We start from the raw sequence: 23,032 nt of genomic DNA, 5'->3' as shown, positions 1-23,032 counted from the left end.
CCGATGTGCAGACCTTTGCCGCCTCTCCCGCATCCTGCCGAGGCGACCGTCCGACGGCGACTAAGCTGAGTTCCGTGTCCGATCCAGCACCCCGCCGTCGCGGACGTCCGCCGAAGTCCTCGCGCGGTGACGCCCGTGAGGCGATCGCGAAGGCAGCGTCCAGCGAGTTCGCCGAACGCGGCTACGATGCGGCGTCGATGCGGGGGATCGCCCGCCGGGCCGGCGTCGACCCCTCGCTCGTCCACCACTACTTCGACTCGAAGGCCGCCCTCTTCACCGAGGCGGTCAGGCTCCCTGTCCGTCCCGACCGGATGGTGCGGCGCGCACTCGACGCTCCGCTCGACCGCCTCGGCGAATCGATCGTCACCACGGTCCTCACGGCCTGGGAGGACCCGAAGGTCCGGCCGATCGGGATCACTCTGCTCAGGTCCGCGATCGGCGGATCGGGGGCCGGGGGACTGATGCGCGAGTTCATCGTCCGTGAGCTCGGCTCCGCGATCGCCGGCAGGCTCGAGACTGAGGGGATCGATCCCGCCGAGGCGAACCTGCGCGCTTCCCTCGTGATCTCCCAGATGGCCGGGACCCTGATCGTCCGGCACGTCATCGCCGTCGAACCGCTGGCGTCCGAACCGATCGCCGAGGTGATCGCCCGGGTCAGCGTGTCCGTGCAGAGCCACCTCGAGGGCCGCACCGCCTGAAGGACGCCGACTCCGCCCCTTGACGCGCACCGCGAACAGGCGTCTAATTCATCGTATGGTGAATAATGTGGTCGAGATGCGCGGACTCACCGTCCGCCGCGGTCGGACGACGGTCCTCGATCGCCTCGACCTCGACCTGCCCGCGGGGGAGATCATCGGCCTGCTCGGCCCGAGCGGCAGCGGGAAGACGACGCTCATGCGCGCGATCGTCGGCATGCAGATCACCCGCGGGGGAACCGTCACCGTCCTCGGCCGCCCCGCCGGGTCCAGGAGCCTGCGCCACCGGGTGGGCTACATGACCCAGCAGGCGAGCATCTATGAGGACCTCACGGTCGAACAGAACCTCCGCTATTTCGCCCGCATCGTCGGAGCGCCCGCCGCCGACGCGGCTCGCGTCATCGAGCGCACCGGTCTGACCGGGCAGGCTCGGCAGATGGCCCGTACGCTCTCGGGCGGTCAGGCGAACCGCGTGTCGCTGGCGGCCGCGATGCTCGGGGAGCCCGAGCTCCTCGTCCTCGACGAGCCCACCGTCGGCCTCGACCCCGTGCTGCGCGCTGACCTCTGGGGCATCTTCCGCGGACTCGTCGACGAGGGGGCGTCGATCCTCGTCTCGAGCCACGTCATGGACGAAGCCACCCGCTGCGACCGACTCCTGCTCATGCGCGAAGGCCGCGTCATCGCCGACACGACTCCGCGAGAACTCCTGCGCAGCACCGGCGCCGCGACCGCCGAGGACGCGTTCCTGCGGATCATCGAACGCGACGAGGACAGGGCCCACCGCCTCCTCGGCGAGCGCACAGAGCCGGGTACGACGCGACCTCACCTCGGTCGCCACGACGACCGACGAAACGACGGACCCGACAGGCGCAGCGATCGGCGCGAACGGCCCGGGAGCCGGCCATGAGCCCGAAGCGCACCCTCGCGACGACTGGACGCGTGCTCGCCCAGATCGGGCACGATCCGCGCACGATCGTCCTCCTCCTCGTCGTGCCGAGCCTGCTCATCGGCCTCGTCGCGTGGATCTTCGACAAGACCGAGGTCTTCGCGTCGATCGGTCCCGCGATGCTCGCGCTCTTCCCCTTCATCGTCATGTTCCTCGTCACGAGCATCGCGACCCTGCGCGAACGTCGCAGCGGCACCCTCGAACGCCTCCTGTCGATGCCCCTGGGCAAAGGCGACTTCATCCTCGGCTACACCCTCGCCTTCGGGCTGCTCGCGGTCGTCCAGACGGCGATCGCGGGCACCTATGCGATCTGGGTGTGCGGGTTGGACGTCGAGGGCTCCGTCGGACTCCTCTTTGCCGTCGCGATCGCCGACGCGCTCCTCGGCACGGCACTCGGGCTGCTCGCGAGCGCCTTCGCCCGCACCGAATTCCAGGTCGTCCAGTTCATGCCGGTCTTCGTCTTCCCGCAGATCCTCCTCGGCGGGATCTTCCTGCCCCGCGATCAGCTGCCCGAGGTGCTCGAGACGATCGGCGACTGGCTGCCCCTGTCCCATGCGATCGATGCGCTCACCGCAGTGGCCACCGGCGCCGAGGATGCGGCCTGGGTCTGGTGGCGCATGCTCATCATCGGGTGCTGGATCGTCGGTGCGATCGTCCTCGGCTCGCTCACCCTGCGCCGGCGGACGCCGTAAGGGTCAGGCAGGCCTGCGTCAGGCGGTGCCGTGTCAGACGGTTCTGCGTCAGACGGTTCTGCGGTCGCTCGCGAGCATCCCGAACACGAGGGTGTCCGTCCATTCGCGCTTCGACCACCAGTCCTGACGCAGATGCGCCTCCCGCTTCATCCCGATCCGCTCCGCCAGCCTCGCCGAGGCGGTGTTCCGGGCGTCCATCTGCGCGACGACCCGCCGCAGCTCGCAGTCGTCGAAAGCCATGTTGAGCACGGCGATCGCGGCCTCCGAAGCGAAGCCGTGGCCGCCCGCTGCGGGGTCGAGCACCCAGCCGATCTCGGCCTTCGTCGGATCTGTGCCGTCGAGCCAGATCGCGATGTCGCCGATGACCCGCGACCCGGCGATCGCGTCGTTGTCGTCATCGGTCTCGATGACGAGCGCGAGCGCCTTCGTCTCACCGCTCAGCCCCGTCTTAGAGATTCGTTTGCCGATCTCGGTGCGGGCCACCTCGGCGGTCCAGGGATCACCGAGGAGGAACCGCGAAACGTCGTCGCGGGAGTAGATGGGCAGCAGCGCCTCGGCGTCGGAGGGCTGGTACGTGCGCAGCCGCAGGCGGTCGGTGGTGAGGGTGAGCGCAGGCTCAGTCATAGAGTCCACCGAACCACGCAGGGACTGCCCGGTCAAGGAATGGGGGTGCCTGTCGGAGTGACTGCGACTCGGGACGGTGGTGGGGCGAGGGTGCTGCTTGTGTCGATGCACGGGCCTCGCCGCCGGGCGGACACTGACGATGCACGACAGCGGTGAGGCGACGCCGCCCCGGTCCGTTCGGACCGAGCCGACGCCGACTCACCGCTGTGGATGCCCCTCACCAGGACTGGTCGCCTTCCGGGAGGAGGTCAGAGGGAGCCTCGGCGACTGCGCTCAGATGTTGATGAGCTTGCGACGCTGGGCGAGGCGCACGAGTGCGGTGCCGCCGATGATCGCAGCGACGCCGAAGAAGATCGCCGCGCCGATCTCGACACCGGTGCGGGGCAGGAACCCTCCGCCGCCGCGGGCGATGCCCGGGCCCTTGTCACCACCGGAACCGGTGTTGCCCTCGCCGCCGTCCGCGCTGCCGCCGTTCGACCCGCCGGCACCACCGGCATCGGCCTCGGAGCCGTCGGCACCACCGGTCGAATCGCCGCCGCCGTTCGAGTCCTGGCCGCCGTCGGAGCTGCCACCGCCATCGGCACTGCCGTTGGAGTCGGACGCGCCCTTCGAGTCGTCGGAACCGTTCGCATCGTCACCCGGGTCACCGGGGACTTCGGCATTGCGGTCGAGGCCGAGGCCGTCGGCGATCGTGTAGTTCGTGTCGGTCTGGTCGGTCAGTCCCACGACGTTGGCCGCTCCCGGTCCGTAGGCGGCGATGCGCAGCTGGGAGCCGGTGTGGCTCTGCGACTTGCCGGCCTCGGCGGTGCCGTAGGCGACGGTCATCGGGCTGCCGTCAGCCGTGGTCAGGGTGCGGGTGAGGCCCGGGGTCGTCGACCCGGTCGAGACGATCTGGCTCGAGTGGGCGTGGTCGGCGGTGGTGATGACGAGGGTCTCGCCGTCCTTCTTCGCGAAGTCGAGGGCCGCGGTGACGGCCTCGTTGAGGTCGACGGTCTCACCGATCTGACCGCACGGGTTCGCGGCATGGTTCTGCTTGTCGATGCTCGCGCCCTCGACCTGGAGGAAGAAGCCCTTGTCGTTGTCGAGGAGGTCGACGGCCTTGTTCGTCAGCGTTTCGAGGGACGGCACCGAAGACGTGCGCTCCGGGTTGGGCTCGCACTTCGCAGCCGGTTCGGCCCCGCCGGTGCGGGTGGCCAGCGGTCCCTGCCAGCGGACGGGGAAGTTGCCGTCGGAGAAGAGGCCGAGGACCGGCTTGTCTTGGTTGGCCTCGGTCACGGCCTCGAGGGACTTCGCGTCGCTGACCAGCTGGTAGCCGCGGTCGGTCGCCTGCTGGCGCAGCGTCTTGCCCTGCCAGTCGCCGGCCTTCGCGGTCTGTTCGAACGAGGCCGCACCGCCGCCGAGGGTGACATCGGCACGCGTGTTGAGGATCTGCTCGCTGATCGAACCGAGGCCGCCGTTCTCCAGCGCCGCGGTGGAGCATTCCTTGCTCGTCTCCTCCGGTCCGTAGCAGCCGCGGTCGCTGATGTGGGAGGCCTGCGCGGCCGGGGTCGCGTCCTGGATCTCCGAGGTCGAGACGTTGCCGGTCTTCAGCCCGTTCGCGCGGGCGAGTTCGATGAGCGTCTTCTGCGGGTTGCCCTTGCGGTCGATGCCGAGCGCCCCGTTGTAGGTCTTCGTCCCCGAGGCCCAACCGGTGGCGCTCGCCGCCGAATCGGTGACGTAGTCGGGCTTGCCCGTCTCCTTGTCGACCGAGTACGTCGTGTAGCTGCCGGTCAGGGGCAGTTCGTCGATGCCGGAGAAGCGGCCGTTGGCGCCCTCGGCGTAGTTGCGGGCCACGGTGATCTCCGAGTCGCCCATGCCGTCGCCGATGAGGAGGATGACGTTCTTCGCTCCCGCATCCTCGATGGATTTGCGGATCGAGTCGGTCATGTCGCCGTCGAGCTGGCGGGCGCCGCCGGGTTCGTCGATTCCCGCCGCCGAGGCGGGGGCCGCGACTCCGAAGAGTGCGAGAGTGAGGGCGCCTGCCGCAGCGGCGACGCGCAGAGTTGTCCTGGCCATGGATGTCCTTCCGGATCGTGGTGCGCGAGTGCGCGAAACTGCCTCTTCAACCTACTCAGGCAATTCGCAGACTGTGTTGATCCGGAATGAAGGGAACGTGAACAACCCAGTCACGACCGCGAGAGCGCCTGTTTCCACGAGACCTTCGGACCCGAGCGGAGGATCGAGCGCTGGAAGATCCGGGTGGCCAGCAGCAGGGCGAGGAGGGTCGTGAGGACGAGGATCGCAAGGGAGACGAGCGGCTCCCACCACTGCGTTGTGCCCGTGAACACCCGCATCGGCACGGCCACGGCCGCAGAGAACGGAACGTAGCTGAGCACCGCCATGACCGCCTCGTTGTCGGCGAAGAGGACGACGCCCATGTAGGGCATGAGGATGAGCATCATGATCGGCGAACTCGTCGACCCGAGATCCTCCGCACGCGAGACCATCGAGGCCGCCGCCGCGTAGAGGGCGGCGATCATGACGAAGCCGACGACGAAGAGCGGGATGAACCACGCGATCGGCTCCGCCAGCCGTCCGAGCACGAGATCGTTGCCGCTGATCGCCGCCCCGACGAGCACCGAGACCGCGGTGAGCGCGATCTGCGCGAACGCGAGCAGGGAGCAGGCGATGACCTTGCCGAACATGAGCACCCTCGCCGAGGTCGACGCGAGCAGGATCTCGACGATCCGCGACTGCTTCTCCTCGACGACCGAGGAGGCGATCGTCATCCCGAAGGTCATCGCCGAGGAGAGGAAGATCAGCCCGAGACCCAGACCGATGAACCGCGTGAGCGTCGGGTCCGGGGCATCGGGATCGAGGAGTTCGACGTTCGGGGTGCGGCTGAGTGCGGTCGTCAGCGACTCCGGTGCCGGCCGCAGCGCGATGACCGTCGACCCGGTCGGCGACCCGGGGTCCTCGACGACGGCCGCGGCGACGTCTTCGGAGCTCACGAGCCGCTTCGCCTCCTCGACGCTCGCGACGACGACCGGTTCGACGTTCTCGATTCCCGATAGGGATTCCGCCGAGGTGACCGCCACTCTGTCCGTGGAGGCGAAGAGTGAGGGCAGCGTCCCTGAGACGGCGACGAAGGCGCCGAAGAGGACGATCGAGAGGAGGGTGGAGATCATGAACGACTTCGACTTCAGCCGCACCATGACCTCACGTTCGATGACGAGTCCGATCGCCGTGGTGAAACCGGCCCGAGTCGTCTCGACCGGCGTGGACAGATGGGTGGCCGGGGTGGGCTGATGGGTGCTCATGCCTGCGTGACCTCCTGGAAGAGACGGTTGAGGGGCACGGAATGCGGGGCGAAGGACCGGACCGACGATACGTCGATCGCGCGGCGGAGGACCGCCTCGGCGGCAGTGTCGTCAGGGGCGGAGAAGCGCACCCAACGGCCGTCGAACTCGGTGACCGTGATGTCGGGGATCGTGCGGACCCACGCGAGGTCGGCATCGGTCTCGAGCGTCCATTCGGGCAGGCTGCGGGAGCGGCGCAGCTCCTCAGCGGTGCCGGCGGCGATGAGCCGGCCGTCGCCGATGATGACGAGGTCGTCGACGAGGCGTTCGACGAGGTCGAGCTGATGGCTCGAGAAGAGGACGGGAGCACCGGTGTCGGCGAAGGCGGTGAGGACCTCGAGGGTGCGTTCGACGGCGGCGGGGTCGAGACCGGAGAACGGTTCGTCGAGGACGAGCGCGCGGGGTCGGTGGATGAGGGCGGCCGCGATCTGCACCTTCTGCTGGTTGCCGAGGCTGACCGATTCGAGGGTGTCGCTCGGCTTCCCCTTGAGGTCGAGTCGGTCGAGGAGTTCGAGACCCCGGCGCTTCGCCGAATGCCGGCTCAGCCCGTGGAAGCGGGCGAGGTAGACGAGCTGGTCGATGATCGGCATCTTCGGATAGAGCCCGCGCTCCTCGGGCATGTAGCCGATCGCGCTGCGGTCGGCCGCGGTGATCTCGGTCCCGTCGATGGTGATCCGGCCGGAGTCCGCGGCGAGGACGCCCAGGAGGATGCGCATCGTCGTCGTCTTGCCCGAACCGTTCGATCCGACGAAGCCGGTCATCCGGCCGGCCCCGATGTCGAAGCTGAGGTCGTCAAGGACCTGGCGGTCGCCGAAGCTGCGGGAGATTCCCTCGAGACTGATCATGCCTCCACGCTAGGCGGAGGACGCCCCGGGCGGCTCAGCCGTGAGGGCGAATTCGGCCTCCGCTGTCCGGGGGAGACGCGGGCTGCGTGACCACAGGCGCGTCGCCTGCGGCCTGCCGCGCCTGCTCGATGAGAAGGCAGGCGAGATCGACGGTGCGCTCGATCTCGCCCCGCCGGATCGGTGGCGACTGGGGGATGAGCGAGCGCATGAGGAACGGCCCGACGCAGGCCTCCATGAGCGCATCCATGTCGAGTGCGGTCCGCACGGCCTCTCCCCGCGCCTCCGCCCGGGCGACGATCTCGTTGAGGACCGCCATCCGCTGCGGCAGGAACCCGTCGACGAACGGGCCCGAATCCTCCGGGCTCTCCTGCATGTGCGCGAGCCAGCCGGGCATCGCGGCCCGGACGAACGGGTCGTTGAAGATCTTCGCCTGCTCGGTTTGGAAGGCACGGAGGTCCCCTGCCAGCGAACCGGTGTCACCGGGGACGGGAAGGCTGTGGCGGCGCTCGACGAGAGCCGGGACGAGTTCGGCGACACCGCTGAACCGGCGGTAGAAGGCCGGTTTGCTCGTGCCGGCGGCCGTTGTGATCGCGGCGATCGTCGCGGCGCCGTAGCCGTCGTCGATGACGATCTGCGCGGTCGCGTCGAGGATCGCGGTGTCGATCGAATCGTCTCGCGGTCGACCGGAGAGTCGATGGGTGGTGATGTCGATCGTCCTTCGTCAGGTGGGGTGCCCGTCCCGAGTGCGGCACATGTTCGCATCGTCGAGGGAGCCGTTGAACAGCAGTCTACATTGCGTTACGCTACGGAATGTAAGTGGAGTCCGACTCCCTTGCATCCCCTCTGAGGAGTACCCGATGACGCAGTTCCCCGGAGACGACCTGTCGCTCCCATCCTCGTCATCAGGGGCTGTCGGTGCCGCGAGCGACGCCGACAGCCCCGGACCTCCGCACCGGTTCGGTCGGCTCTTCGCGCGGACTGGCGCTCGGCAATCCGTGCGGAGCCCTACCCCGGGTTCCCGCCGACCCTGACGACCCCGTTCTCATACGCCCAGATCACCGCATGCGTGCGGTCCCTGATGCCGAGCTTGCCGAGGACGTTCGACACGTGCGTCTTCACCGTCGCCTCACCGAGGTAGAGCCGGCCTGCGATCTCCGCGTTCGTCAGTCCCGTGGCGAGCTGTTGGAGGACCTCGCGTTCGCGGTCGGTGAGCAGGTCGAGCTCGGGTGCCGGCGTCGCCGTGGCCGCCGGGGTGCTCACGGAGCGTTCGATGACGCGACGGGTCACCTCGGGGGAGAGCAGACCGTCGCCGTGCGCGAGGGCGGTGACGGCGTCGATGAGCTGCTCCGCCTCGGCGGTCTTGAGGAGGAAGCCCCCGGCGCCCGCAGCAAGGGCGTCGAAGAGGAAGTCGTCGCGGTCGAAGGTCGTGAGCATGAGGACGGCGCTGCCGAGGCCGCGACGGACGATCTCCGCGGTCGCGACGAGGCCGTCCATGACGGGCATCTGCACGTCCATGCAGATGACGTCGGGGCGGAGCTCGAGGGCGCGGTCGATGGCGACCTGCCCGTTCTCGGCCTCGCCGACGACGGTGATGCCGTCCTCGGTCTCGAGGATCGTGCGGAAGCCGGCACGGACGAGGGACTGGTCGTCGACGAGGAGGACACGGATCATGCTCAGGCCTTCGCGGAATCGGGGGTCGGGGACGCGGGAGCGCTGCTGCGGGCATACGGCAGGCGGGCGCGCACGAGCCAGCCGCCGCGGGACTTCGGACCCGCCTCGAGGGTCCCGCCGAGGGCGCCGATGCGCTCGCGCATGCCGACGATGCCGAGCCCCGTGCCCACCGACTGGTGCGCGGTCGGGCCCGCCGCGGAGTCGCTGACCTCGACCTCGAGGTCGCTCACGCCGTAGCGCAGCCGCACCGACACCTCGGCGTCGGCACCCGCATACCGGCGGCAGTTCGTCAGGGACTCCTGGATGACCCGGAAGACGGAGAGCTCCATGATCGGGGTGAGCGGGCGCGGAGTCCCGAGCGTCTCGACGTCGATGGTCTGCCCGGCGCGGCGGGCATCGGCGATGAGTTCGGGCAGATCGCCCAAGCCCGGGTTGCCGGAACCCGGATTGCCGCTCGTCCGATTCGCCGAGGCGGTCTGCCCTTCCGTGTCCCGCAGGGTGTAGACGAGGGTCCGGAGTTCGTCGACGGTCTCCCTGGTCGAGGACTCGATGATGCTCAGCGACTCGCGTGCCTTCTCCGGGTTCTTCTCCAGACTGCGCCTGGCGGCGGCAGCGTGGATGCCGACCCCGGCGATGTGGTGGGCGACGCCGTCGTGGAGTTCGCGGGCGATGCGCACCCGTTCGAGGTCGATCGCCTGGTCGGCCAGCTGCCGGCTCTGCCGACTGACCTCCTCGTTGGCCTCGCGGAGTTCGGTCATGAGCCGACGCTGGCTCCATGCGCGATTGCCGAAGACCCAGGCTCCGCCGAAGAAGACGATGTTGATGAGGAAGGAGATGCTCGACCACGCTGCGTACTGGAGCACCGTGAGCTGACCGAGATTCGACCATTGGACGGCGGCAGCTGCGATGAGGGAGACGAAGATCGCGATGCACAGCAGCAGTCGGGAGAGGACGGCCCGCCGCCGGTCGCTCTGCCACGCCCCGACGGAGTAGACGGCGAGGAAGACGGCGATCTGTGAGACTCCCGGCTCCATCGCCCCGAGGAACTGCGCGCCGACGAAGATCGTCGACACCACCCACGCCACCCAGCTCGGGAAGCGCCGGCGCCAGACCAGAGGCACGGCGACGACGAACGAGGCCAGGCACGAGACCCACAGCGGGACCTTGAAGGGCCAGTACCCCGTCGCATCGTAGAGCGCGGCGAAGATCGCCGACCCGGCGCCGAGGGCGACCACGAGGTACCAGTCGCGTGCCCGGGGCCGCCTCTCCTCGGCGGTGATCTGCTCTGCCATTCCTCCAGCTTAGGCACCGAGGTGAACGCAGGGCATCCACCGCTGTGCGGAGTGCGGGTCCGTCGGCTCCGCCGCAGGGCGGAGCCGTGCGGCACGGGGCAGCGTGGACGGGCCCGCCGGAAACCCTAGAGGTCGACGGCGAGGATCGGTTCGGTCGTCGGCTGCTCGGAACCGCCGGAGGGTTCGACGGTGATGCCGAACTGGCTGCCCGCGCCGAAGGTGCTGTCATCGACGTAGGCGAGGCTGCCGACGAGGAGACCGGCGCTCTTGGCCCCATCGGCGCCGATGACCCACATCTGCAGGGACTTGTCCTGCGGATCGGCGACGTCGGCGGTGCTCACGCGGATGGCCTGCTCGGCCTCCGAGGAGACGACGGTGACCGTCCCACCCGTGGCGAGCACAGTCGTCGAGGCCTTGAGGTCGGGCGCGCTGAGCAGACGGGTCGCGTCGTCGAGGGTCCGCTGCGTGTGCTCGAGCCGCTCGGCCACCGCGTCCTGTTTGCGCTGCATCTGCCACGCGTTGACCGAGAACCCGGTGACGACGAGGATGACCGCGGCCGCGGCCGCCGCCCATGGAAGCCACGTGCGCATCCGCCGTCGGCGCCGCTGCGCGAGGTCGATCGGCTCTGCTGATGCGGCCGATTCGGACTCCGTCGCCGACGGTGCCGCGGACGCTGACCCGGACCCCGCTGCCGAGGATGTCGACCCGATCGGCGCTGCCGTCGTCGGTTCGCTGTTTCGGGGGGCCGCCTCGGCGGGAGGATCCTCCCGCGCGACGGCATCGGGCACGGCGAGGATCGCCTGCCGCGTCTCCGCGCTCACGGTCTGGGGCTCGTCGGAGAGCGCCATGAGGGCCACGGTGTCAGCGTAGGCTTCGACCTCGGCACGGAACTCGGGATCGGTCTCGGTCAGGGCGCGCGCCTCGGCGAGTTCGTCGTCGCTGAGCCCGCCCAGGGCCAGTCCGGCGGCCAGGTAGTCGCGATCTGCGCTCATCGGCTCGCCTCCAACTCTTTCCGCAGTTTCCTCATGCCGTCTCTGATCCTCGATTTGATCGTGCCCAACGGGACTCCGAGTCTCTCCGAGATCTGAGCGTGGGTCATGCCCTGATAGAACGCCATGACGATCGGCTGAGCCTGATCGGCAGGCAGGAGCTTGAGTGCTGAGACGGTGCGATCGGACTCGGCGTGATCGATGACCGTCTGTTCGACCTCCTCGCCGACCTCCGCGGCCGACCGCAGTCCGTCGGCCACATCCCGGTCTCGGGAGGCCTGGACGCTGCGTACGCAGTCGATGGCCCGTCGGCGGCACATGGTCACCAGCCAGGCTCGGCCGGTTCCCCGTGAGGGATCGAAGCTGCCCGAGCGCGCCCACGCCTCGGCGAAGCACTCCTGGAGCACTTCCTCGGCGAGGGAGCGACTGACGACGATGCGCATGATGACCGCCATGAGGATGGGGGATTGGGAGACGAAGAGCTCCTCGAACGCGTCGCGATCGCCGGCGGCGATCTGCACGAGCAGCCGGCCGCAGGGGTCCGACGCGGTCTCCGTCCGGGTGCCGGCCTGATCGCTGCTGCCGGGCGGGGAGTCCCCTTCGGCCCCGTGGTCATGGGAAGTCATGTTCCCATCATGTCATCTCCCGCCGAGGCGGTTGGACGACATACCGGTAGCGGCGACTGCGGGGTGAGGGGAAGGCCCTGAGTGACGTGGGCGTCAGGCCGACCTGATGTGGGGGTGGGTCGTGGAGCCTCGGTGGGGGAGCGAGACCCGTGAGCGCCGCCGGGGACCGGACTGAGAGATCGGTCCCCGGCAGCTCCTCCCATCCCTCACGTGGGAGGTCGGGACATGCCTCACTTGGGAGGCATGAGCACGCTGTCGACCATGTAGACGGTCGCGTTCGCGGTCTTCACTCCACCGCAGACGAGCTTGGCGTCGTCGAAGGTGAGGTCGTCGCCGCTGCCGGCGATCTTGACCTTCGAGCCCTCGACTGTCTCCTGCTCGCCGACGATCTCATCGGGGGAGAGCTGACCGGGGATGACGTGGTAGGTGAGCACCTTCGTCAGCTCATCGGCGTTGCCCGCCACCGCTTCGAGGTCCTTCTTCGGGATCTTGTCGAACGCCTCGTTGACCGGGGCGATGACGGTGAACTCGTCGCCGTTGAGGGTGTCGACGAGGTTGACGTCGGGGTTGAGCTTGCCGGAGACGGCATCGGTGAGCGTCGAGAGCATCGGGTTGTTCGAGGCCGCCGTGGCCACGGGATCCTTGGCCATGCCTTCGACCGAGCCGGCGCCATCGGGGTTCTGCTCGGCGTAGGCCGCGCAGCCGGGGCCGACGAGGGCCGAGTCGGCCATCGTGTCTTCGGACGCCGGTGCCGAGGTCTCGGCCGAGCTGCTCGACTCCGACTCCGAGCTGCCTTCCGAACCGCTCGTGCCCGAGCATCCGGACAGCACCAGAAGGCCGATCGCGCCGGCCGAGACGAGAGCTGCAGTGCGAGTGCGAAGCGTGGTGGTCATCGTTCTTCTCCTTGTTTCACTGTGTTGCGATTCTCTGGTCGACACAGCTCTTGACTGTCCTGCTGTGTACTTGGTGTTCGCAGCCGCTGTCGTTTCGGATGGGTGTGCGGGTGAGAAATCTTGGGAAAGTTCGCCTGCCGACGACGCCAGTTGGCGGCATCAGTCGACGGCATCAGTCGACGGTGAACTGGATGCGGTGGTGGCCGGTGGCCGAATTGGGGATCGACTCACGGCGCTCGGCGGTCTGGACCGTGCCGTCCTTGTCGACGGCGCGCACGGTGATCGCGTGGAGACCGGAACCGACGTCGGGGAACTCGGCCTTCCACTGCCGCCACGTGTCGACCGTGGCCTCCGCGCCGAGTTCGGCCGGTGTCCAGTCCCCGTCGTCGAGGCGGACGTCGACGCGGGCGATCCCCCGCCGCTGCGCCCACGCACTGCCGCCGGCGACGATCGTGCCCGGGGCCAGCCGCGCGAGGGGCCGCGGCACGTCGATGCGCGAGGCGACGAGGATGGGCGCCTTCGCATCCCAGCCGCGCTGGGTCCAGTACGCCTCCTGCTCGTCGAAGCGGGTGAGCTCGAGTTCGGTCACCCACTTCGTCGCCGAGACGAACCCGTAGAGACCGGCGACGACGAGACGCGCCGGGAAGCCGTGCTCGGGAGTCAGCTGCTCCCCGTTCATGCCGACCGCCAGGAGCGCCTCGCGGTCGTCGAGCATCGCCTCGAGCGGAGTCGAGGCGGTGAATCCGTCGAAGGACCGGGAGAGGACCATGTCCGCATCCGCCTGCGGGCGGGCGCGGCGCAGCAGCTCGCGGACGGGGTAGCCCAGCCACGTCGCCGTTCCGAGGAGATCCCCGCCGACCGGGTTGGACACGCAGGTCAGCGTCGTGTGCTGTTCGGTCAGCGGCAGGTCGAGGAGTTCGTCCATCGTGATCGTCACCTCGTTCTCGACCATTCCGTGGATCCGCAGCGACCAGTCCCGCGGGTCGATCGTCGGCGGGGCGAGCACCGTGTCGATGCGGTAGAAGTCCGACTGCTTCGTGATGAAGGGCCGGATGCCCTTGACGCCGAGGCTGGCGTCCGCAGGGATGGGCTGTGCCCTCCGCGCGGCGCGGGGGAGGACGAGGTTCGCAACAGCGCCGCCCGCCTCCCTCGTCAGTGCGACGAGTGACTGTCCTGTGGCGAGCCCGATCGCTCCGATCGCCGCCGCCGCGCCGGTGAGCGCGAAGAAGCGCCGCCGACTCGCCGAGGTGGGAGTCGGGGACGCTGATTGCGAGAGCAGATGGGTCGGGGTGGAGGTAGTTTCGGTTGGGTCGGACTCGGCGCCTGCGTCGGCTGGCGTGGCGGGTGGGTCGGCAGCGGCACCCGTCTTCGCGCCGGCACCGTCGAACCGGAGGCCCGCCCACAGCACGATCAGACCGGCGATGAGGCCTGCCAGCGTGGGCACGATGTCGACCGGACCGGCCGCTGAGCGGGTGAGCACCGCGAGCGCGGGTACGAGTCCGGCGAGCCCGAACGCGATGAGCGCCGCCCGCGGACGTCTGGCGCCGAGCCACCCGATGAGGGCACCGATGACGAGCGCTCCGATCCCGACGGTGGCGACGAGGACGATCTTGTCGTTGCTGCCGAAGAGGGCGATGACGGGTTTGATCACGCTCGTCGGCGTGAACGGGATGATCGCCTGTCCGAGGACGAGCAGCGGCGCCGAGGTCGGCCCGATCAGCCGTGCGAGGAGGTCGGCGAGGCCGAAGAGGAGCAGAGTCGCAGCGACCCCGCTGAGGATCGAACGCAGGAGAGGCGCGCGCTGGCGCAGGGATGGTCTCATGACCGTGGTTCGGAGCCGAACCCGGTCCAGATGTGTGCCGAGCTCGCTGCCGGGGAGCGCCGCGCCTGTTGCCGGGGAGCGCGTTCCGAATGTTGCAGATGCGTGCCGAGAACGTGCCCTCGTCGTGACCGCCATTTCACGAAACGTTCAGCCGCGTGCCGCGCTGCTGTCGTAGCATGGATCAATGACTGAGAACCCCGGATACGCCGAGCCGCAGGCACGCCGCGAAGACTCGGACGACGAACCGAAGAGCCCGAATGCCCCCATCTACACCGCGAAGGTGGAGAACCTCGGCGGCACCTCGGGAGAGGTGCGGGTCGAGGACGGGATGACTCTGCCCACCGCACCGACCTCCCACACGGAGCTCGGCAGCAATCCGGAGCAGTTCCTCGCAATGGCCTGGAGCACCTGCCTCGGCGAGACCCTCAAAGTGGTCCTCGCCGTCAACGAGATCGACGCCCTCTCCCGGGTCCGCTGCGAGGTCGACGTCCACCAGGAGAAGTCCGGCGGGTACTACTTCGTGCCCCGCGCCTACATCTCGGTCGAAGGCATCTCGGACGCCGACGCGGAGAAGTACGCGGCCCGCGCGCACGCCCGCTGCCCGATCTCGAAGCTGCTCAAAGGCATGGGCACCCCGAGCGTCGAGATCGAAGAGTACAAGAACCCCGACAACTTCCAGCTCAGCTGACAGCCGACGACGTTCAGCTCGGCTGACCCACCCCGACGCCGCAGTCTCACCGGGGCTGCGGCGTCGGTCGTTCTCCGGGTCCGCGGACCGGGGATCTCAGCCGGCCCTCACCTCGGCGACGATGTCCGCGATCGCCTGGGCCGCCTCGGCGGGATCGATGAGCCATCCCAGATGGGATGAGTCCAGGGTCCGCACCCGGTAGGGGTTGTCCGGGGTGAGTGCGTCGCCCTCGGCGATGAGGCGGTCCTGCATCGCCGGGGGAATCGAGCGGTCCGCGCCGAGGCGGAGGAACGTCCGCGGGATTCTCCCCCAGGTGCCCGCCTGCGCACGGTCGTCGGCGCCTCCCGCGTCGAGGCCTTCGTCCGTCTGGAACAGGCCGAGGAACGTGCGGAACTCGTCGTCGCTGCGATCGGCGCCGAAGAGGTCCTTGAGGGCGGCGAACTGCTCACCGGCGGCGGCCCGGAAGTTGCAGCGCAGCGCCCCGAGCTCGCCCGGGCTGCCGACGAGGAGGAATGCGAGCACCGCATTGTCGACCCCGGCCATCTCGGGTTCGGCGTTGTAGGCGGCGGCGTCGAGGTCGACCGGAGCCCACGCCGAGGCGTAGACGAGGTGGTCGAAGAGCTCGGGCCGGGTGTTCGCGGCCGAGGTCAGTGCGGCGCCGCCGCGACTGTGGGCGAGGGCGATGACGGGGCCGTGCGCACGGATCGAGGCGACCGCCTCGGCGAGGTGGGTCACGGTGTCGGTGTGGGAGATCCCGGCCATCGCACTCGGCGCACTCGCCAGCGCCTCGAGGTCCTGTGGGGACTGGTAGGCGGCGGGAGACGTCGTGGCGAAGCCGTGACCGGGCAGGTCGAGCGCCGCAGAGCGCATGCCGCGGGCGGCCAGTGCCGCCTGGAGGGGCGCGAAGGAGAACGAGTTCGCGAAGGCACCGTGGATGAGGACGACGGTCGGTTGGGCGGTCGCAGAGGACCTTGAGGGGGTGGTCGCGGGGGCAGGCGAGGTCATGGACTCACCCTAGCCGCACTACAGTGGGGCGCAGGCAGACGAACCCACCGAGGAGGACCATGACCTTCACCGAGACCGTCCTGCTCGCCCTCGACCTCCTGGGCACCTTCGTCTTCGCGATCTCCGGAGTTCTGCTCGCGGCCAGGCGCAACTTCGACATCACCGGTGGGCTCGTCCTCGGTATCCTCGCCGGGATCGGCGGCGGCATCATCCGCGACATCCTCCTCGACCGGGTGCCCAATGCGCTCGCCCACCCCGTCTACCTCGCCCCGCCGCTCGTGGCGACCCTGCTCATCTACTTCATCGGCCAGCGCACGTTCCGCGCGCGGATCTGGATCATCGTCTTCGACGCCCTCGGCATGGGTCTCTTCAGCCTCACCGGCACCGCGATCGCCCTCGAAGCAGGCTCCCCACCAGCGGTGGCACTCCTCATGGGGGCGCTGACCGCGTGCGGCGGCGGGCTGCTGCGCGACGTCGTGGCCAACGAGGATCCCGCGATCTTCCGCGGCACCGACCTCTACCTCATCCCCGCCCTCTTCGGGTCGGGGCTGACGATCCTCGCCGAGCGGGTCGGCCTCCTCGGCGGCATCACCTCGGTCATCATCGCGGCCCTGGCGTTCGGGTTCCGGATGCTCGCATGGAAGCTGCAGTGGCGGGTGCCGCAGCCGATGCGGCAATGGTCGTTCCGGGCCCGCGAAGGCAGGTCGCGAGGCAAACGTCTGCCCTCGGTCTTCCGCCGCCCGGACTGAGGGCTGAGAGGATCCCGGAGCTTGGGAGGATCGCGGACCTCAGAGGCTCGCTGCAGTCAGAGGATCCCGGACCTCGGGAGACTCGCGCCCCTCAGAGGATCGGCGCCGAGGAGGCCGAGGACGTCAGCGCGAAGACCGCGCGGGCGATCTCGTCGATGATCTCCTGCGTCGCAGGCGTGCTGTCATGGCCGGTGACCTCACCCCGTTCGATCGCCTTGAGCCGCCCGGCCACCTCGGCGTTCCACGGCATCCGCGGGCTGAGCTGGACGTAGACCCCGGCCGCGGAGATGAGCGCGATGATGGCCGCGGTCCGCGCATCGGGGGATCGGCCCCGGTCGAGGACTGCGGTGACGCGGTCGCGCAGGGCCGCCTCGGCGCGGGAATCGAGGGAGGGCCAGCGGGTCGTGGGGAGGACGCCGAGGATCTTCCTGGTCTCGCGGAGGATGAGGCCACGAGCGGCGAGACGGTCGAGGACGGGTTGTCGGACGTCGAGGCCGAGCGCGGAGACGAGGCCGTACGCGGAGTGCTCGGACCCGCCCATCGCGCGGAGCACCTCGGCGAGGAGGGGATCGATCTCGGGGTCGGCGTTCGTGCGCGAAGCGTGGATGCGAGTGCCTCCGACCCGACGATGCGAGTGGACCTCGAGCCTGCCGGTCAGCGCGAGTTCGGTCAGGATCGCCGCAGGCAGGGCGCAGTGGAGGACCTTCGAGCCGGCGATCTGACTGCCGTCGTCGGCGAGCAGGAGGAGCATGAGGTCTTCGACGATGAGCAGTTCGTCGTCCATGGGACGCTCCTCACGCTGCAATCTCAGAGCTGCGGGGTATCGCCGAGGTGCGGGGGTATCGCCAGGGTGCCGGGTATCTCCAGGGTAGGGGATCGGGGCCTACTCGGGGAGAACTCACGGGTGCTCATATGGACGCGTCCGGGACCACCTGCGAAGATGAGCGCATGAGCAGCAACTGGACCCAGGACCCCGCATCCCTCCTGCGCGTCGGCGAAGGCTTCCGCCTCGGCGACGTCGACCCGGAGTCGACCCCCGGATACGACGGTGACAAGAAGGCAGGCCAGAAGGACCTCGCCGCGGCCGCACCGGACCTCGATGACCTGCAGGAACGCCTGTTCGCAGCCCACCACGACCAGGAGACCGGCCCGGCCGTGCTCCTCGTCCTGCAGGCGATGGACACCGCGGGCAAGGGCGGGATCGTCCGGCACGTCGTCGGCTCCGTCGACCCGCAGGGCGTCGAACTCGCCGCATTCAAGAAGCCCACCGAGGAGGAGCTCGCCCACGACTTCCTCTGGCGCATCCGCCCGCACGTGCCGGGCGCGGGCATGATCGGTGTCTTCGACCGCTCGCACTACGAGGACGTGCTCATCGGCAAGGTCCGCGAACTCGCGCCTCCCGAGGAGATCGAACGCCGCTACGACGCGATCAACGCCTTCGAAGCCGAACTCGCCGAGGCGGGGGTCATCGTCATCAAGGTCATGCTCCACATCTCCCCCGAAGAGCAGCGCGACCGGCTCCTCGAACGTCTCGACCGGCCCGACAAGTACTGGAAGTACAACACCGGCGACGTCGACGAGCGGCTGCTGTGGCCCCAGTACATGCAGGCCTACCAGGATGTCTTCGACCTCACCTCGACGGTCATCGCCCCGTGGCACGTCGTGCCGGCGAACCGCAAGTGGTACGCCAGGCTCGCCGTGCAGCGACTCATCATCGACGCCCTCGAGCGCATCGACCCGCAGTGGCCGCCCGCGGACTTCGACATCGAGGTGGAGAAGAAGCGCCTGCTCGCGAGCTGACGGCTGCTTGCGAGCTGACGCCAGCTTGTGAGTTGACGGCGCGAGTGCCGCGCGCGCGGGTGCCGCGGGCGCGACGCCTCGGGTTTGCGCCCACCAACGGGTGATTCCGGCTTCCGGATCATCCTTGAGTGGGCGCACAATCGCCTGGCAGTGGGCCCACAATTGGGGACAGTCTGCGGAGGTCTCGACGCAGAGTGCCTGATCCGCCGGATCCGTCCTCGAGGAGCGTTCAGTCGCGGCGGATCGTGAAGTCGACTCTCGTCGGCAGTTCGACGGTGCGCGAGACCGTGCAGTACTTGTCGTGGGAGAGTCCGACGAGCTTCTCGATCTGCGAGTCGGCGCGTCGGCCCGCCTCGTCGTCGGGGAACGCGAGGTCGAAGTCGAGGTGGACGCTCTCGAGCCGGTTCGCGCCGTCCTCGACGACCTTGTCTCCGCTGGCCCGGACGTCGAAGCGGGTCGGCTCGGTTCGCCTGCTCGTCACCGTGTCGACGTCGATCGAGGAGCACCCGGCAACGGCCGCGAGCAGAAGCTCGACCGGGGTCATCAGGCCCTCACCGCGCCCGAATTCGATGCTCGCCCCGTTCGGAGCGGTCGCGCGGTAGTGGTTCTCGGCGATGCGGGTCAGGTCGATGCTGCGCGTCTCGTCACTCATGGCACCATGATCGCAGACCCGGCGATCGACGCAGTCCGGGCACTTGGTGCAGTCCGGGCAGTAGACGCAGACCCAGCAGACAGCGCAGGCGCAACGCCGACACTCCCGCGGTCACGGTCACCGTGTGCCGAAGTCGACCTCCGAGGCCTCCTTCACCGCGGCGGTCCGTCCCGGCCCCGATTCGAAGGTCCAGGACAGGTTCGTGTGGGAGATGACATCCTGGGGCGGCGGTGCTCCCCACTCGGTGAGGTCCTCGGTGGTGTGGGCGTCGGCGACGAGGGTGACGTCGTAGCCGCGGGCGAACCCGCCGTGGATCGTCGAGCGCACACAGCAGTCCGTCTGGGCGCCGGTGACGACGAGGTGTCCGATGCCTCGGGCTGCGAGCACGTCCTCGAAGTCGGTGTCTTCGTAGCTGCTGGCGTGGGTCTTCTCGACGATCGCCTCTCCCTCTGCGGGGGTGAGCCCTGCGACGATCTGCCACTGTTCGGAGTCCAGGGGCAGCTCGTCGGAGTTGTGGCGGACCCAGACGACCTCGGTCCCGGAGTCGCGGGCACGGTCGACGAGGTCGGCGATGGTCCCGACAACCTCGGCGGTGTTCCAGGCCTCGGCCAGGACTCCGTTCTGGGCATCGATGACGACGAGGGCCGTCTTCGGTCGATCGGATGGCAGGGCGGGCTGGGATTGGGCAGTGCTGTCGGTGGACATGTGATCCTCCTTGTTCACTGTTGATCATGTGCCGGTCGCACATGCGCGGTCAAGGGCAGACTAACGCGCGCCACGGACACAGCCGGAGCCCTGGCACCGCGGACACGGTGGCGGCCCCCGACGCCACGGACACAGCAACAGCCCCCGGCATCGCAAACACAGCCGCACCGCCGGGAGGCGCCTGCGAGGACAATGCACACGACCGCCTCGGCGTGGGGAGGCGACGAGACTGTCGGGAGCGGCACCGCAACTCGACTGCGGAGACGGTGACTCAGACGACGGATGGGCTCCGGCGGGCGGCGATGAAGGACCGAATGCCCATGATGATGTAGACGACGAGGAGGACGAACGTCACGGTGCTGATGATCACGGCGGCGGGGCGTTCGGCGGTGCCGGCGAGGAGATCGCCGAGTTTGAGCACGTTCATGAAGGTGCCGATGACGCCGAGCAGCGCGACGACGAGGGCGATGTGGATGCCGATCTTCGGGCTGCGGAGGCCGATGAACCCGCAGATCGCGATGACGAGGCCGAGGATCGCGGGGATGAGCGCGGTCCAGCTCGCCATTGCGGTGGCGAGCCATCCGATGACGCCCATGAGGATGAGGATGATTCCGAGGCCGATCGTGGTCTTCGGCATGTGCAGGCTCCTTGATCGTGGGTGCACGGCTCCCACCAGCCTAGGGACGGCGATCGTCCGAGGTCGGCCATCGCCTATGGTGGGACGAAGATGTTCACGGAGTGGAATGGAAGGGGGTTCGCCGAGGTGGACGACCACGTCCTCGACGCCCGTTCCGTCGGCTTCACGCCGATCAAGGGCACCCGCCACCGAGGCCAGCCGGAGGCGCGCTTCGATGCCGCGGGGCCGGTCGGCGATCGTCGCTTCTGCCTCATCGACGTCGGGACGAGGCGCGTACTGCGGACCGTGCAGAACCCGCGACTGCTCGCCGTCGTCGCCGAGCTGCATGGGACCGAACTCGAGGTGACGCTGCCCGACGGACGATCGGTCTCCGGGGTGCCCGGTCTCTCCGGTGAGACGCTGACCTGCGATTACTGGGGCAGGCAGGTTCCGCTCGCCCTCACCGGCGGTGCCCACGATGAGCTGCTGTCGGCACATCTCGGGCGAGCTGTGCGCCTTGCCGAAGCGCCGCGCGGGGCGATCGTCTTCGGCCGACCGCTGACGATCGTGGGCACAGCATCCCTCGCCGAGGTGGGAGTCCGCGCCGGACACCCGACCCTCCTTCGCGAAGCGGCCCGATTCCGGGCGACCCTGCTTGTCGAGACTGCGGAGCCGTTCGTCGAGGAGACCTGGGCGGGTCGGGAGATGCTCGTGCGCGGCGCCGGACGGGAGACGAGTGCGCGCGGCTTCGACACGAGTGCGCCCGGCGCCGACACGAGTGCGCCCGGCGTCGAGACGAGTGCCGACCTGCGGGTGCGGATCGGTGCGCCGGTGCCGCGCTGCGCGGTCATCGAGCTCGACCCCGTCACCGGAGAGCGGAATGCCCGCCTGCTCGCGACCCTCGCAGCGACCCGCACGACGAACCGCGCGGGCGAACCGTACTTCGGGGTCTACGCCGAGATGGTGTGAATCTCAGCAACCCTCCGGGCGCTCGGCAACTTGGCGCAGGGTTGCCGAACGCCCGGAGGGTTGCTCAAAACTCAGGTGACTGCGCCGCGGACCTTGTACTCCGGGGTGTCCCAGAGACGGTTGTCGAGGATGTCTCGTAGCGCCTCGACCGTGTCCCACACATCGGCATAGCCGAGATAGAGCGGGGTGAGGCCGAAGCGGAGGATCGACGGCTCCCGGTAGTCGCCGATGATCCCGCGGTCGATGAGGGCGCTCATGATCGCGAACCCCTCCGCGTGGGCGATCGAGACCTGCGAGCCCCGCTGCGCGTGGTCGCGCGGGGTGACGATCTCGACCGGATGGTGTGCCAGCCGCGTCTCGACGAGGTCGATGAAGAGGTCGCTGAGCGCCAGCGACTTCTCCCGCACCGCACCCAGGTCCGCACGCGCTGCCACGTCGAGGCCCACCTCGGCGACGGACATCGAGACGATCCCCTGGGTGCCGGTGAGGAAGCGGCGGATGCCGTCGGCGGGAGCATAGTCGGGGCTCATCTCGAAGGGCTTCGCGTGACTCCACCACCCGGACAGGGGCTGGGCGAAGCGGTTCTGCAGGGACTCGGAGACCCAGACGAACGCCGGGGATCCGGGTCCTCCGTTGAGGAATTTGTACGTGCAGCCCACGGCCATGTCCGCGCCGTGCCCGGCGAGGTCGATGGGCAGGGCGCCGGCCGAATGGCAGAGATCCCAGATCGCGAGCGCCCCGCCGTCATGGATCGCCTCGGTCGTCGAACGCATGTCGAAGAGGCGGCCGGTGCGGTAGTTGACGTGTGTGAGGACGACGAGGGCCACCTCGTCGGTCATCGACGTCGGGAAGCCTTCGGTCACCTCGGCGTCGTCGACGAGGCGGACCTCATAGCCGTCGTCGAGCTGTTCGGCCAGTCCCTGGAGCATGTAGATGTCGGAGGGGAAGTTCTCCCGCTGGGTGAGGATGACCCGGCGCTCGGGGGCGTCCTCGGCCTGGATCCGCAGGGCCGCCGAGGCGGCTTTGAAGAGGTTGATCGACGTCGTGTCGGTGACGACGGTGCTGCCGGCGCCGCCGCCGATGAGGCCGGAGACCTTGTCGCCGAGCATGCCCGGCAGCTCGAACCAGCCGGCGGTGTTCCACGACCGGATGAGCCCCTCGCCCCACTCGTCTTCGATGACATCGCGGGCGCGTTCGGCCGCTCCCTTGGGGCGGGCGCCCAGCGAGTTCCCGTCGAGGTAGATCGTGTCCGCGGGGACGATGAAGTCCTCGCGGAAGGCGCGCAGCGGGTCGGCGGCGTCGAGGCGCTCGCACGCGGCGCGGTCGATGGCGGCCGTGCTGTCGGCCGTGCTGTCGCCGTCGAGTTCGGTCGCGGGGTCGGTGGTTCCGGTGAGGTCGGTCATCTTTCCATCGTG

At 69.2% G+C, this 23,032-nt stretch carries 24 protein-coding genes; 7 read left to right on the top strand and 17 right to left on the bottom strand.

Annotated features, from left to right (window positions below; genetic code table 11):
- The first annotated feature begins 74 nt into the window (after positions 1 to 74).
- From AACX88_RS02110 to AACX88_RS02100, 3 genes are read left to right on the top strand one after another with little or no spacing between them, the layout of a single operon-like run.
- Complete coding sequence (locus AACX88_RS02110) at positions 75 to 698, top strand: TetR/AcrR family transcriptional regulator (RefSeq protein ID WP_339391444.1); 624 nt, start codon at positions 75 to 77, stop codon at positions 696 to 698.
- A 55-nt stretch (positions 699 to 753) separates the two neighbouring features.
- Complete coding sequence (locus AACX88_RS02105) at positions 754 to 1,602, top strand: ABC transporter ATP-binding protein (RefSeq protein WP_339391443.1); 849 nt, start codon at positions 754 to 756, stop codon at positions 1,600 to 1,602.
- Positions 1,599 to 2,333 (top strand): ABC transporter permease, encoded by a 735-nt coding sequence (locus AACX88_RS02100; RefSeq protein WP_339391442.1) that lies wholly within the window; start codon positions 1,599 to 1,601, stop codon positions 2,331 to 2,333. Before AACX88_RS02105 ends, AACX88_RS02100 begins: the two co-directional genes overlap by 4 nt.
- 48 nt (positions 2,334 to 2,381) lie before the next feature.
- Here AACX88_RS02100 and AACX88_RS02095 read toward each other — a convergent pair whose 3' ends face one another.
- The 11 genes from AACX88_RS02095 to AACX88_RS02045 all read right to left on the bottom strand — a co-directional run bounded on the left by AACX88_RS02095 (position 2,382) and on the right by AACX88_RS02045 (position 14,433).
- Complete coding sequence (locus tag AACX88_RS02095; RefSeq protein ID WP_339391441.1) at positions 2,382 to 2,957, bottom strand: GNAT family N-acetyltransferase; 576 nt, start codon at positions 2,955 to 2,957, stop codon at positions 2,382 to 2,384.
- Positions 2,958 to 3,230: 273 nt separating this feature from the next.
- Positions 3,231 to 5,012: an alkaline phosphatase gene (gene phoA, locus AACX88_RS02090; protein WP_339391440.1), complete on the bottom strand. Its 1,782-nt coding sequence runs from the start codon at positions 5,010 to 5,012 to the stop codon at positions 3,231 to 3,233.
- Between the two features lie 110 nt (positions 5,013 to 5,122).
- The gene (locus tag AACX88_RS02085) at positions 5,123 to 6,256 is read right to left on the bottom strand and encodes an ABC transporter permease (RefSeq protein WP_339391439.1); all 1,134 of its coding nucleotides are present in this window, start codon (positions 6,254 to 6,256) and stop codon (positions 5,123 to 5,125) included.
- Positions 6,253 to 7,140, bottom strand: coding sequence for an ABC transporter ATP-binding protein (locus AACX88_RS02080; RefSeq protein ID WP_339391438.1), 888 nt, complete (start codon positions 7,138 to 7,140; stop codon positions 6,253 to 6,255). The genes AACX88_RS02085 and AACX88_RS02080 overlap by 4 nt, the downstream gene beginning before the upstream one ends.
- Before the next feature lie 34 nt (positions 7,141 to 7,174).
- Positions 7,175 to 7,792: a TetR-like C-terminal domain-containing protein gene (locus AACX88_RS02075; RefSeq protein ID WP_422614402.1), complete on the bottom strand. Its 618-nt coding sequence runs from the start codon at positions 7,790 to 7,792 to the stop codon at positions 7,175 to 7,177.
- A gap of 353 nt (positions 7,793 to 8,145) precedes the next feature.
- Positions 8,146 to 8,811, bottom strand: coding sequence for a response regulator (locus AACX88_RS02070; RefSeq protein WP_339391437.1), 666 nt, complete (start codon positions 8,809 to 8,811; stop codon positions 8,146 to 8,148).
- Positions 8,812 to 8,813: 2 nt separating this feature from the next.
- On the bottom strand, positions 8,814 to 10,103 hold the full coding sequence (locus AACX88_RS02065) for a histidine kinase (protein ID WP_339391436.1): 1,290 nt from the start codon (positions 10,101 to 10,103) through the stop codon (positions 8,814 to 8,816).
- Between the two features lie 125 nt (positions 10,104 to 10,228).
- The gene (locus AACX88_RS02060; protein ID WP_339391435.1) at positions 10,229 to 11,095 is read right to left on the bottom strand and encodes an anti-sigma factor domain-containing protein; all 867 of its coding nucleotides are present in this window, start codon (positions 11,093 to 11,095) and stop codon (positions 10,229 to 10,231) included.
- On the bottom strand, positions 11,092 to 11,718 hold the full coding sequence (locus tag AACX88_RS02055; protein ID WP_339391434.1) for a sigma-70 family RNA polymerase sigma factor: 627 nt from the start codon (positions 11,716 to 11,718) through the stop codon (positions 11,092 to 11,094). The genes AACX88_RS02060 and AACX88_RS02055 overlap by 4 nt, the downstream gene beginning before the upstream one ends.
- 230 nt (positions 11,719 to 11,948) lie before the next feature.
- On the bottom strand, positions 11,949 to 12,611 hold the full coding sequence (locus AACX88_RS02050) for a fasciclin domain-containing protein (RefSeq protein WP_339391433.1): 663 nt from the start codon (positions 12,609 to 12,611) through the stop codon (positions 11,949 to 11,951).
- Positions 12,612 to 12,783: 172 nt separating this feature from the next.
- Entirely contained in the window at positions 12,784 to 14,433 is a 1,650-nt protein-coding gene (locus tag AACX88_RS02045) for a molybdopterin-dependent oxidoreductase (protein ID WP_339391432.1), read from the bottom strand.
- Positions 14,434 to 14,617: 184 nt separating this feature from the next.
- On the opposite strand from AACX88_RS02045, the gene AACX88_RS02040 reads away from it, so the two are divergent.
- The gene (locus AACX88_RS02040) at positions 14,618 to 15,121 is read left to right on the top strand and encodes an OsmC family protein (RefSeq protein ID WP_339391431.1); all 504 of its coding nucleotides are present in this window, start codon (positions 14,618 to 14,620) and stop codon (positions 15,119 to 15,121) included.
- A 96-nt stretch (positions 15,122 to 15,217) separates the two neighbouring features.
- Here AACX88_RS02040 and AACX88_RS02035 read toward each other — a convergent pair whose 3' ends face one another.
- Positions 15,218 to 16,126 carry an alpha/beta hydrolase gene (locus tag AACX88_RS02035; protein ID WP_339391430.1) on the bottom strand — a complete coding sequence of 303 codons (909 nt, stop codon included), beginning with the start codon at positions 16,124 to 16,126 and terminating at the stop codon, positions 15,218 to 15,220.
- Positions 16,127 to 16,185: 59 nt separating this feature from the next.
- Between AACX88_RS02035 and AACX88_RS02030 the strand changes: the two genes are divergently transcribed.
- A complete protein-coding gene (locus tag AACX88_RS02030; protein ID WP_339391429.1) occupies positions 16,186 to 16,875 on the top strand; it encodes a trimeric intracellular cation channel family protein in 690 nt (229 codons plus the stop codon).
- A 91-nt stretch (positions 16,876 to 16,966) separates the two neighbouring features.
- Here the strand turns inward: AACX88_RS02030 and AACX88_RS02025 are convergent, their stop codons facing one another.
- Positions 16,967 to 17,659 (bottom strand): GOLPH3/VPS74 family protein, encoded by a 693-nt coding sequence (locus AACX88_RS02025; RefSeq protein ID WP_339391428.1) that lies wholly within the window; start codon positions 17,657 to 17,659, stop codon positions 16,967 to 16,969.
- Between the two features lie 164 nt (positions 17,660 to 17,823).
- On the opposite strand from AACX88_RS02025, the gene AACX88_RS02020 reads away from it, so the two are divergent.
- Entirely contained in the window at positions 17,824 to 18,675 is an 852-nt protein-coding gene (locus AACX88_RS02020; protein WP_339391427.1) for a polyphosphate kinase 2 family protein, read from the top strand.
- 229 nt (positions 18,676 to 18,904) lie between these two features.
- Here the strand turns inward: AACX88_RS02020 and AACX88_RS02015 are convergent, their stop codons facing one another.
- From AACX88_RS02015 to AACX88_RS02005, 3 genes are all read right to left on the bottom strand, one after another.
- A complete protein-coding gene (locus AACX88_RS02015) occupies positions 18,905 to 19,327 on the bottom strand; it encodes an OsmC family protein (protein ID WP_339391426.1) in 423 nt (140 codons plus the stop codon).
- A 117-nt stretch (positions 19,328 to 19,444) separates the two neighbouring features.
- The gene (locus tag AACX88_RS02010; RefSeq protein ID WP_339391425.1) at positions 19,445 to 20,032 is read right to left on the bottom strand and encodes a cysteine hydrolase family protein; all 588 of its coding nucleotides are present in this window, start codon (positions 20,030 to 20,032) and stop codon (positions 19,445 to 19,447) included.
- 271 nt (positions 20,033 to 20,303) lie between these two features.
- Positions 20,304 to 20,669: a hypothetical protein gene (locus tag AACX88_RS02005; RefSeq protein ID WP_339391424.1), complete on the bottom strand. Its 366-nt coding sequence runs from the start codon at positions 20,667 to 20,669 to the stop codon at positions 20,304 to 20,306.
- A gap of 90 nt (positions 20,670 to 20,759) precedes the next feature.
- Here AACX88_RS02005 and AACX88_RS02000 point away from each other — a divergent pair, with 90 nt between their 5' ends.
- A complete protein-coding gene (locus tag AACX88_RS02000; RefSeq protein ID WP_339391423.1) occupies positions 20,760 to 21,617 on the top strand; it encodes an MOSC N-terminal beta barrel domain-containing protein in 858 nt (285 codons plus the stop codon).
- A 71-nt stretch (positions 21,618 to 21,688) separates the two neighbouring features.
- Here the strand turns inward: AACX88_RS02000 and kynU are convergent, their stop codons facing one another.
- Positions 21,689 to 23,020, bottom strand: a complete 1,332-nt coding sequence (gene kynU / locus AACX88_RS01995; RefSeq protein ID WP_339391422.1) for a kynureninase — start codon at positions 23,018 to 23,020, stop codon at positions 21,689 to 21,691.
- Between the last annotated feature and the right edge of the window lie 12 nt (positions 23,021 to 23,032).

The sequence above is a fragment of the Brevibacterium metallidurans genome (genome assembly GCF_037101285.1).
GTDB lineage: Bacteria > Actinomycetota > Actinomycetes > Actinomycetales > Brevibacteriaceae > Brevibacterium > Brevibacterium metallidurans.
This window is presented reverse-complemented; position numbering and strand designations above follow the sequence as displayed.

What these genes read in the sequence shown, in the direction of transcription:
- AACX88_RS02000 (WP_339391423.1), top strand. Translation starts at nt 20,760, where the DNA reads ATGTTCACGGAGTGGAATGGAAGGGGGTTCGCCGAGGTGGACGACCAC.
- AACX88_RS02070 (WP_339391437.1), bottom strand. Translation starts at nt 8,811, where the DNA reads ATGATCCGTGTCCTCCTCGTCGACGACCAGTCCCTCGTCCGTGCCGGC.
- AACX88_RS02085 (WP_339391439.1), bottom strand. Translation starts at nt 6,256, where the DNA reads ATGAGCACCCATCAGCCCACCCCGGCCACCCATCTGTCCACGCCGGTC.
- AACX88_RS02010 (WP_339391425.1), bottom strand. Translation starts at nt 20,032, where the DNA reads ATGTCCACCGACAGCACTGCCCAATCCCAGCCCGCCCTGCCATCCGAT.
- AACX88_RS02065 (WP_339391436.1), bottom strand. Translation starts at nt 10,103, where the DNA reads ATGGCAGAGCAGATCACCGCCGAGGAGAGGCGGCCCCGGGCACGCGAC.
- AACX88_RS02080 (WP_339391438.1), bottom strand. Translation starts at nt 7,140, where the DNA reads ATGATCAGTCTCGAGGGAATCTCCCGCAGCTTCGGCGACCGCCAGGTC.
- AACX88_RS02095 (WP_339391441.1), bottom strand. Translation starts at nt 2,957, where the DNA reads ATGACTGAGCCTGCGCTCACCCTCACCACCGACCGCCTGCGGCTGCGC.
- AACX88_RS02015 (WP_339391426.1), bottom strand. Translation starts at nt 19,327, where the DNA reads ATGAGTGACGAGACGCGCAGCATCGACCTGACCCGCATCGCCGAGAAC.
- AACX88_RS02040 (WP_339391431.1), top strand. Translation starts at nt 14,618, where the DNA reads ATGACTGAGAACCCCGGATACGCCGAGCCGCAGGCACGCCGCGAAGAC.
- AACX88_RS02055 (WP_339391434.1), bottom strand. Translation starts at nt 11,718, where the DNA reads ATGACTTCCCATGACCACGGGGCCGAAGGGGACTCCCCGCCCGGCAGC.
- kynU (WP_339391422.1), bottom strand. Translation starts at nt 23,020, where the DNA reads ATGACCGACCTCACCGGAACCACCGACCCCGCGACCGAACTCGACGGC.
- AACX88_RS02035 (WP_339391430.1), bottom strand. Translation starts at nt 16,126, where the DNA reads ATGACCTCGCCTGCCCCCGCGACCACCCCCTCAAGGTCCTCTGCGACC.
- AACX88_RS02030 (WP_339391429.1), top strand. Translation starts at nt 16,186, where the DNA reads ATGACCTTCACCGAGACCGTCCTGCTCGCCCTCGACCTCCTGGGCACC.
- AACX88_RS02105 (WP_339391443.1), top strand. Translation starts at nt 754, where the DNA reads ATGGTGAATAATGTGGTCGAGATGCGCGGACTCACCGTCCGCCGCGGT.
- AACX88_RS02100 (WP_339391442.1), top strand. Translation starts at nt 1,599, where the DNA reads ATGAGCCCGAAGCGCACCCTCGCGACGACTGGACGCGTGCTCGCCCAG.
- AACX88_RS02050 (WP_339391433.1), bottom strand. Translation starts at nt 12,611, where the DNA reads ATGACCACCACGCTTCGCACTCGCACTGCAGCTCTCGTCTCGGCCGGC.
- AACX88_RS02020 (WP_339391427.1), top strand. Translation starts at nt 17,824, where the DNA reads ATGAGCAGCAACTGGACCCAGGACCCCGCATCCCTCCTGCGCGTCGGC.
- AACX88_RS02045 (WP_339391432.1), bottom strand. Translation starts at nt 14,433, where the DNA reads ATGAGACCATCCCTGCGCCAGCGCGCGCCTCTCCTGCGTTCGATCCTC.
- phoA (WP_339391440.1), bottom strand. Translation starts at nt 5,012, where the DNA reads ATGGCCAGGACAACTCTGCGCGTCGCCGCTGCGGCAGGCGCCCTCACT.
- AACX88_RS02025 (WP_339391428.1), bottom strand. Translation starts at nt 17,659, where the DNA reads ATGGACGACGAACTGCTCATCGTCGAAGACCTCATGCTCCTCCTGCTC.
- AACX88_RS02005 (WP_339391424.1), bottom strand. Translation starts at nt 20,669, where the DNA reads ATGCCGAAGACCACGATCGGCCTCGGAATCATCCTCATCCTCATGGGC.
- AACX88_RS02060 (WP_339391435.1), bottom strand. Translation starts at nt 11,095, where the DNA reads ATGAGCGCAGATCGCGACTACCTGGCCGCCGGACTGGCCCTGGGCGGG.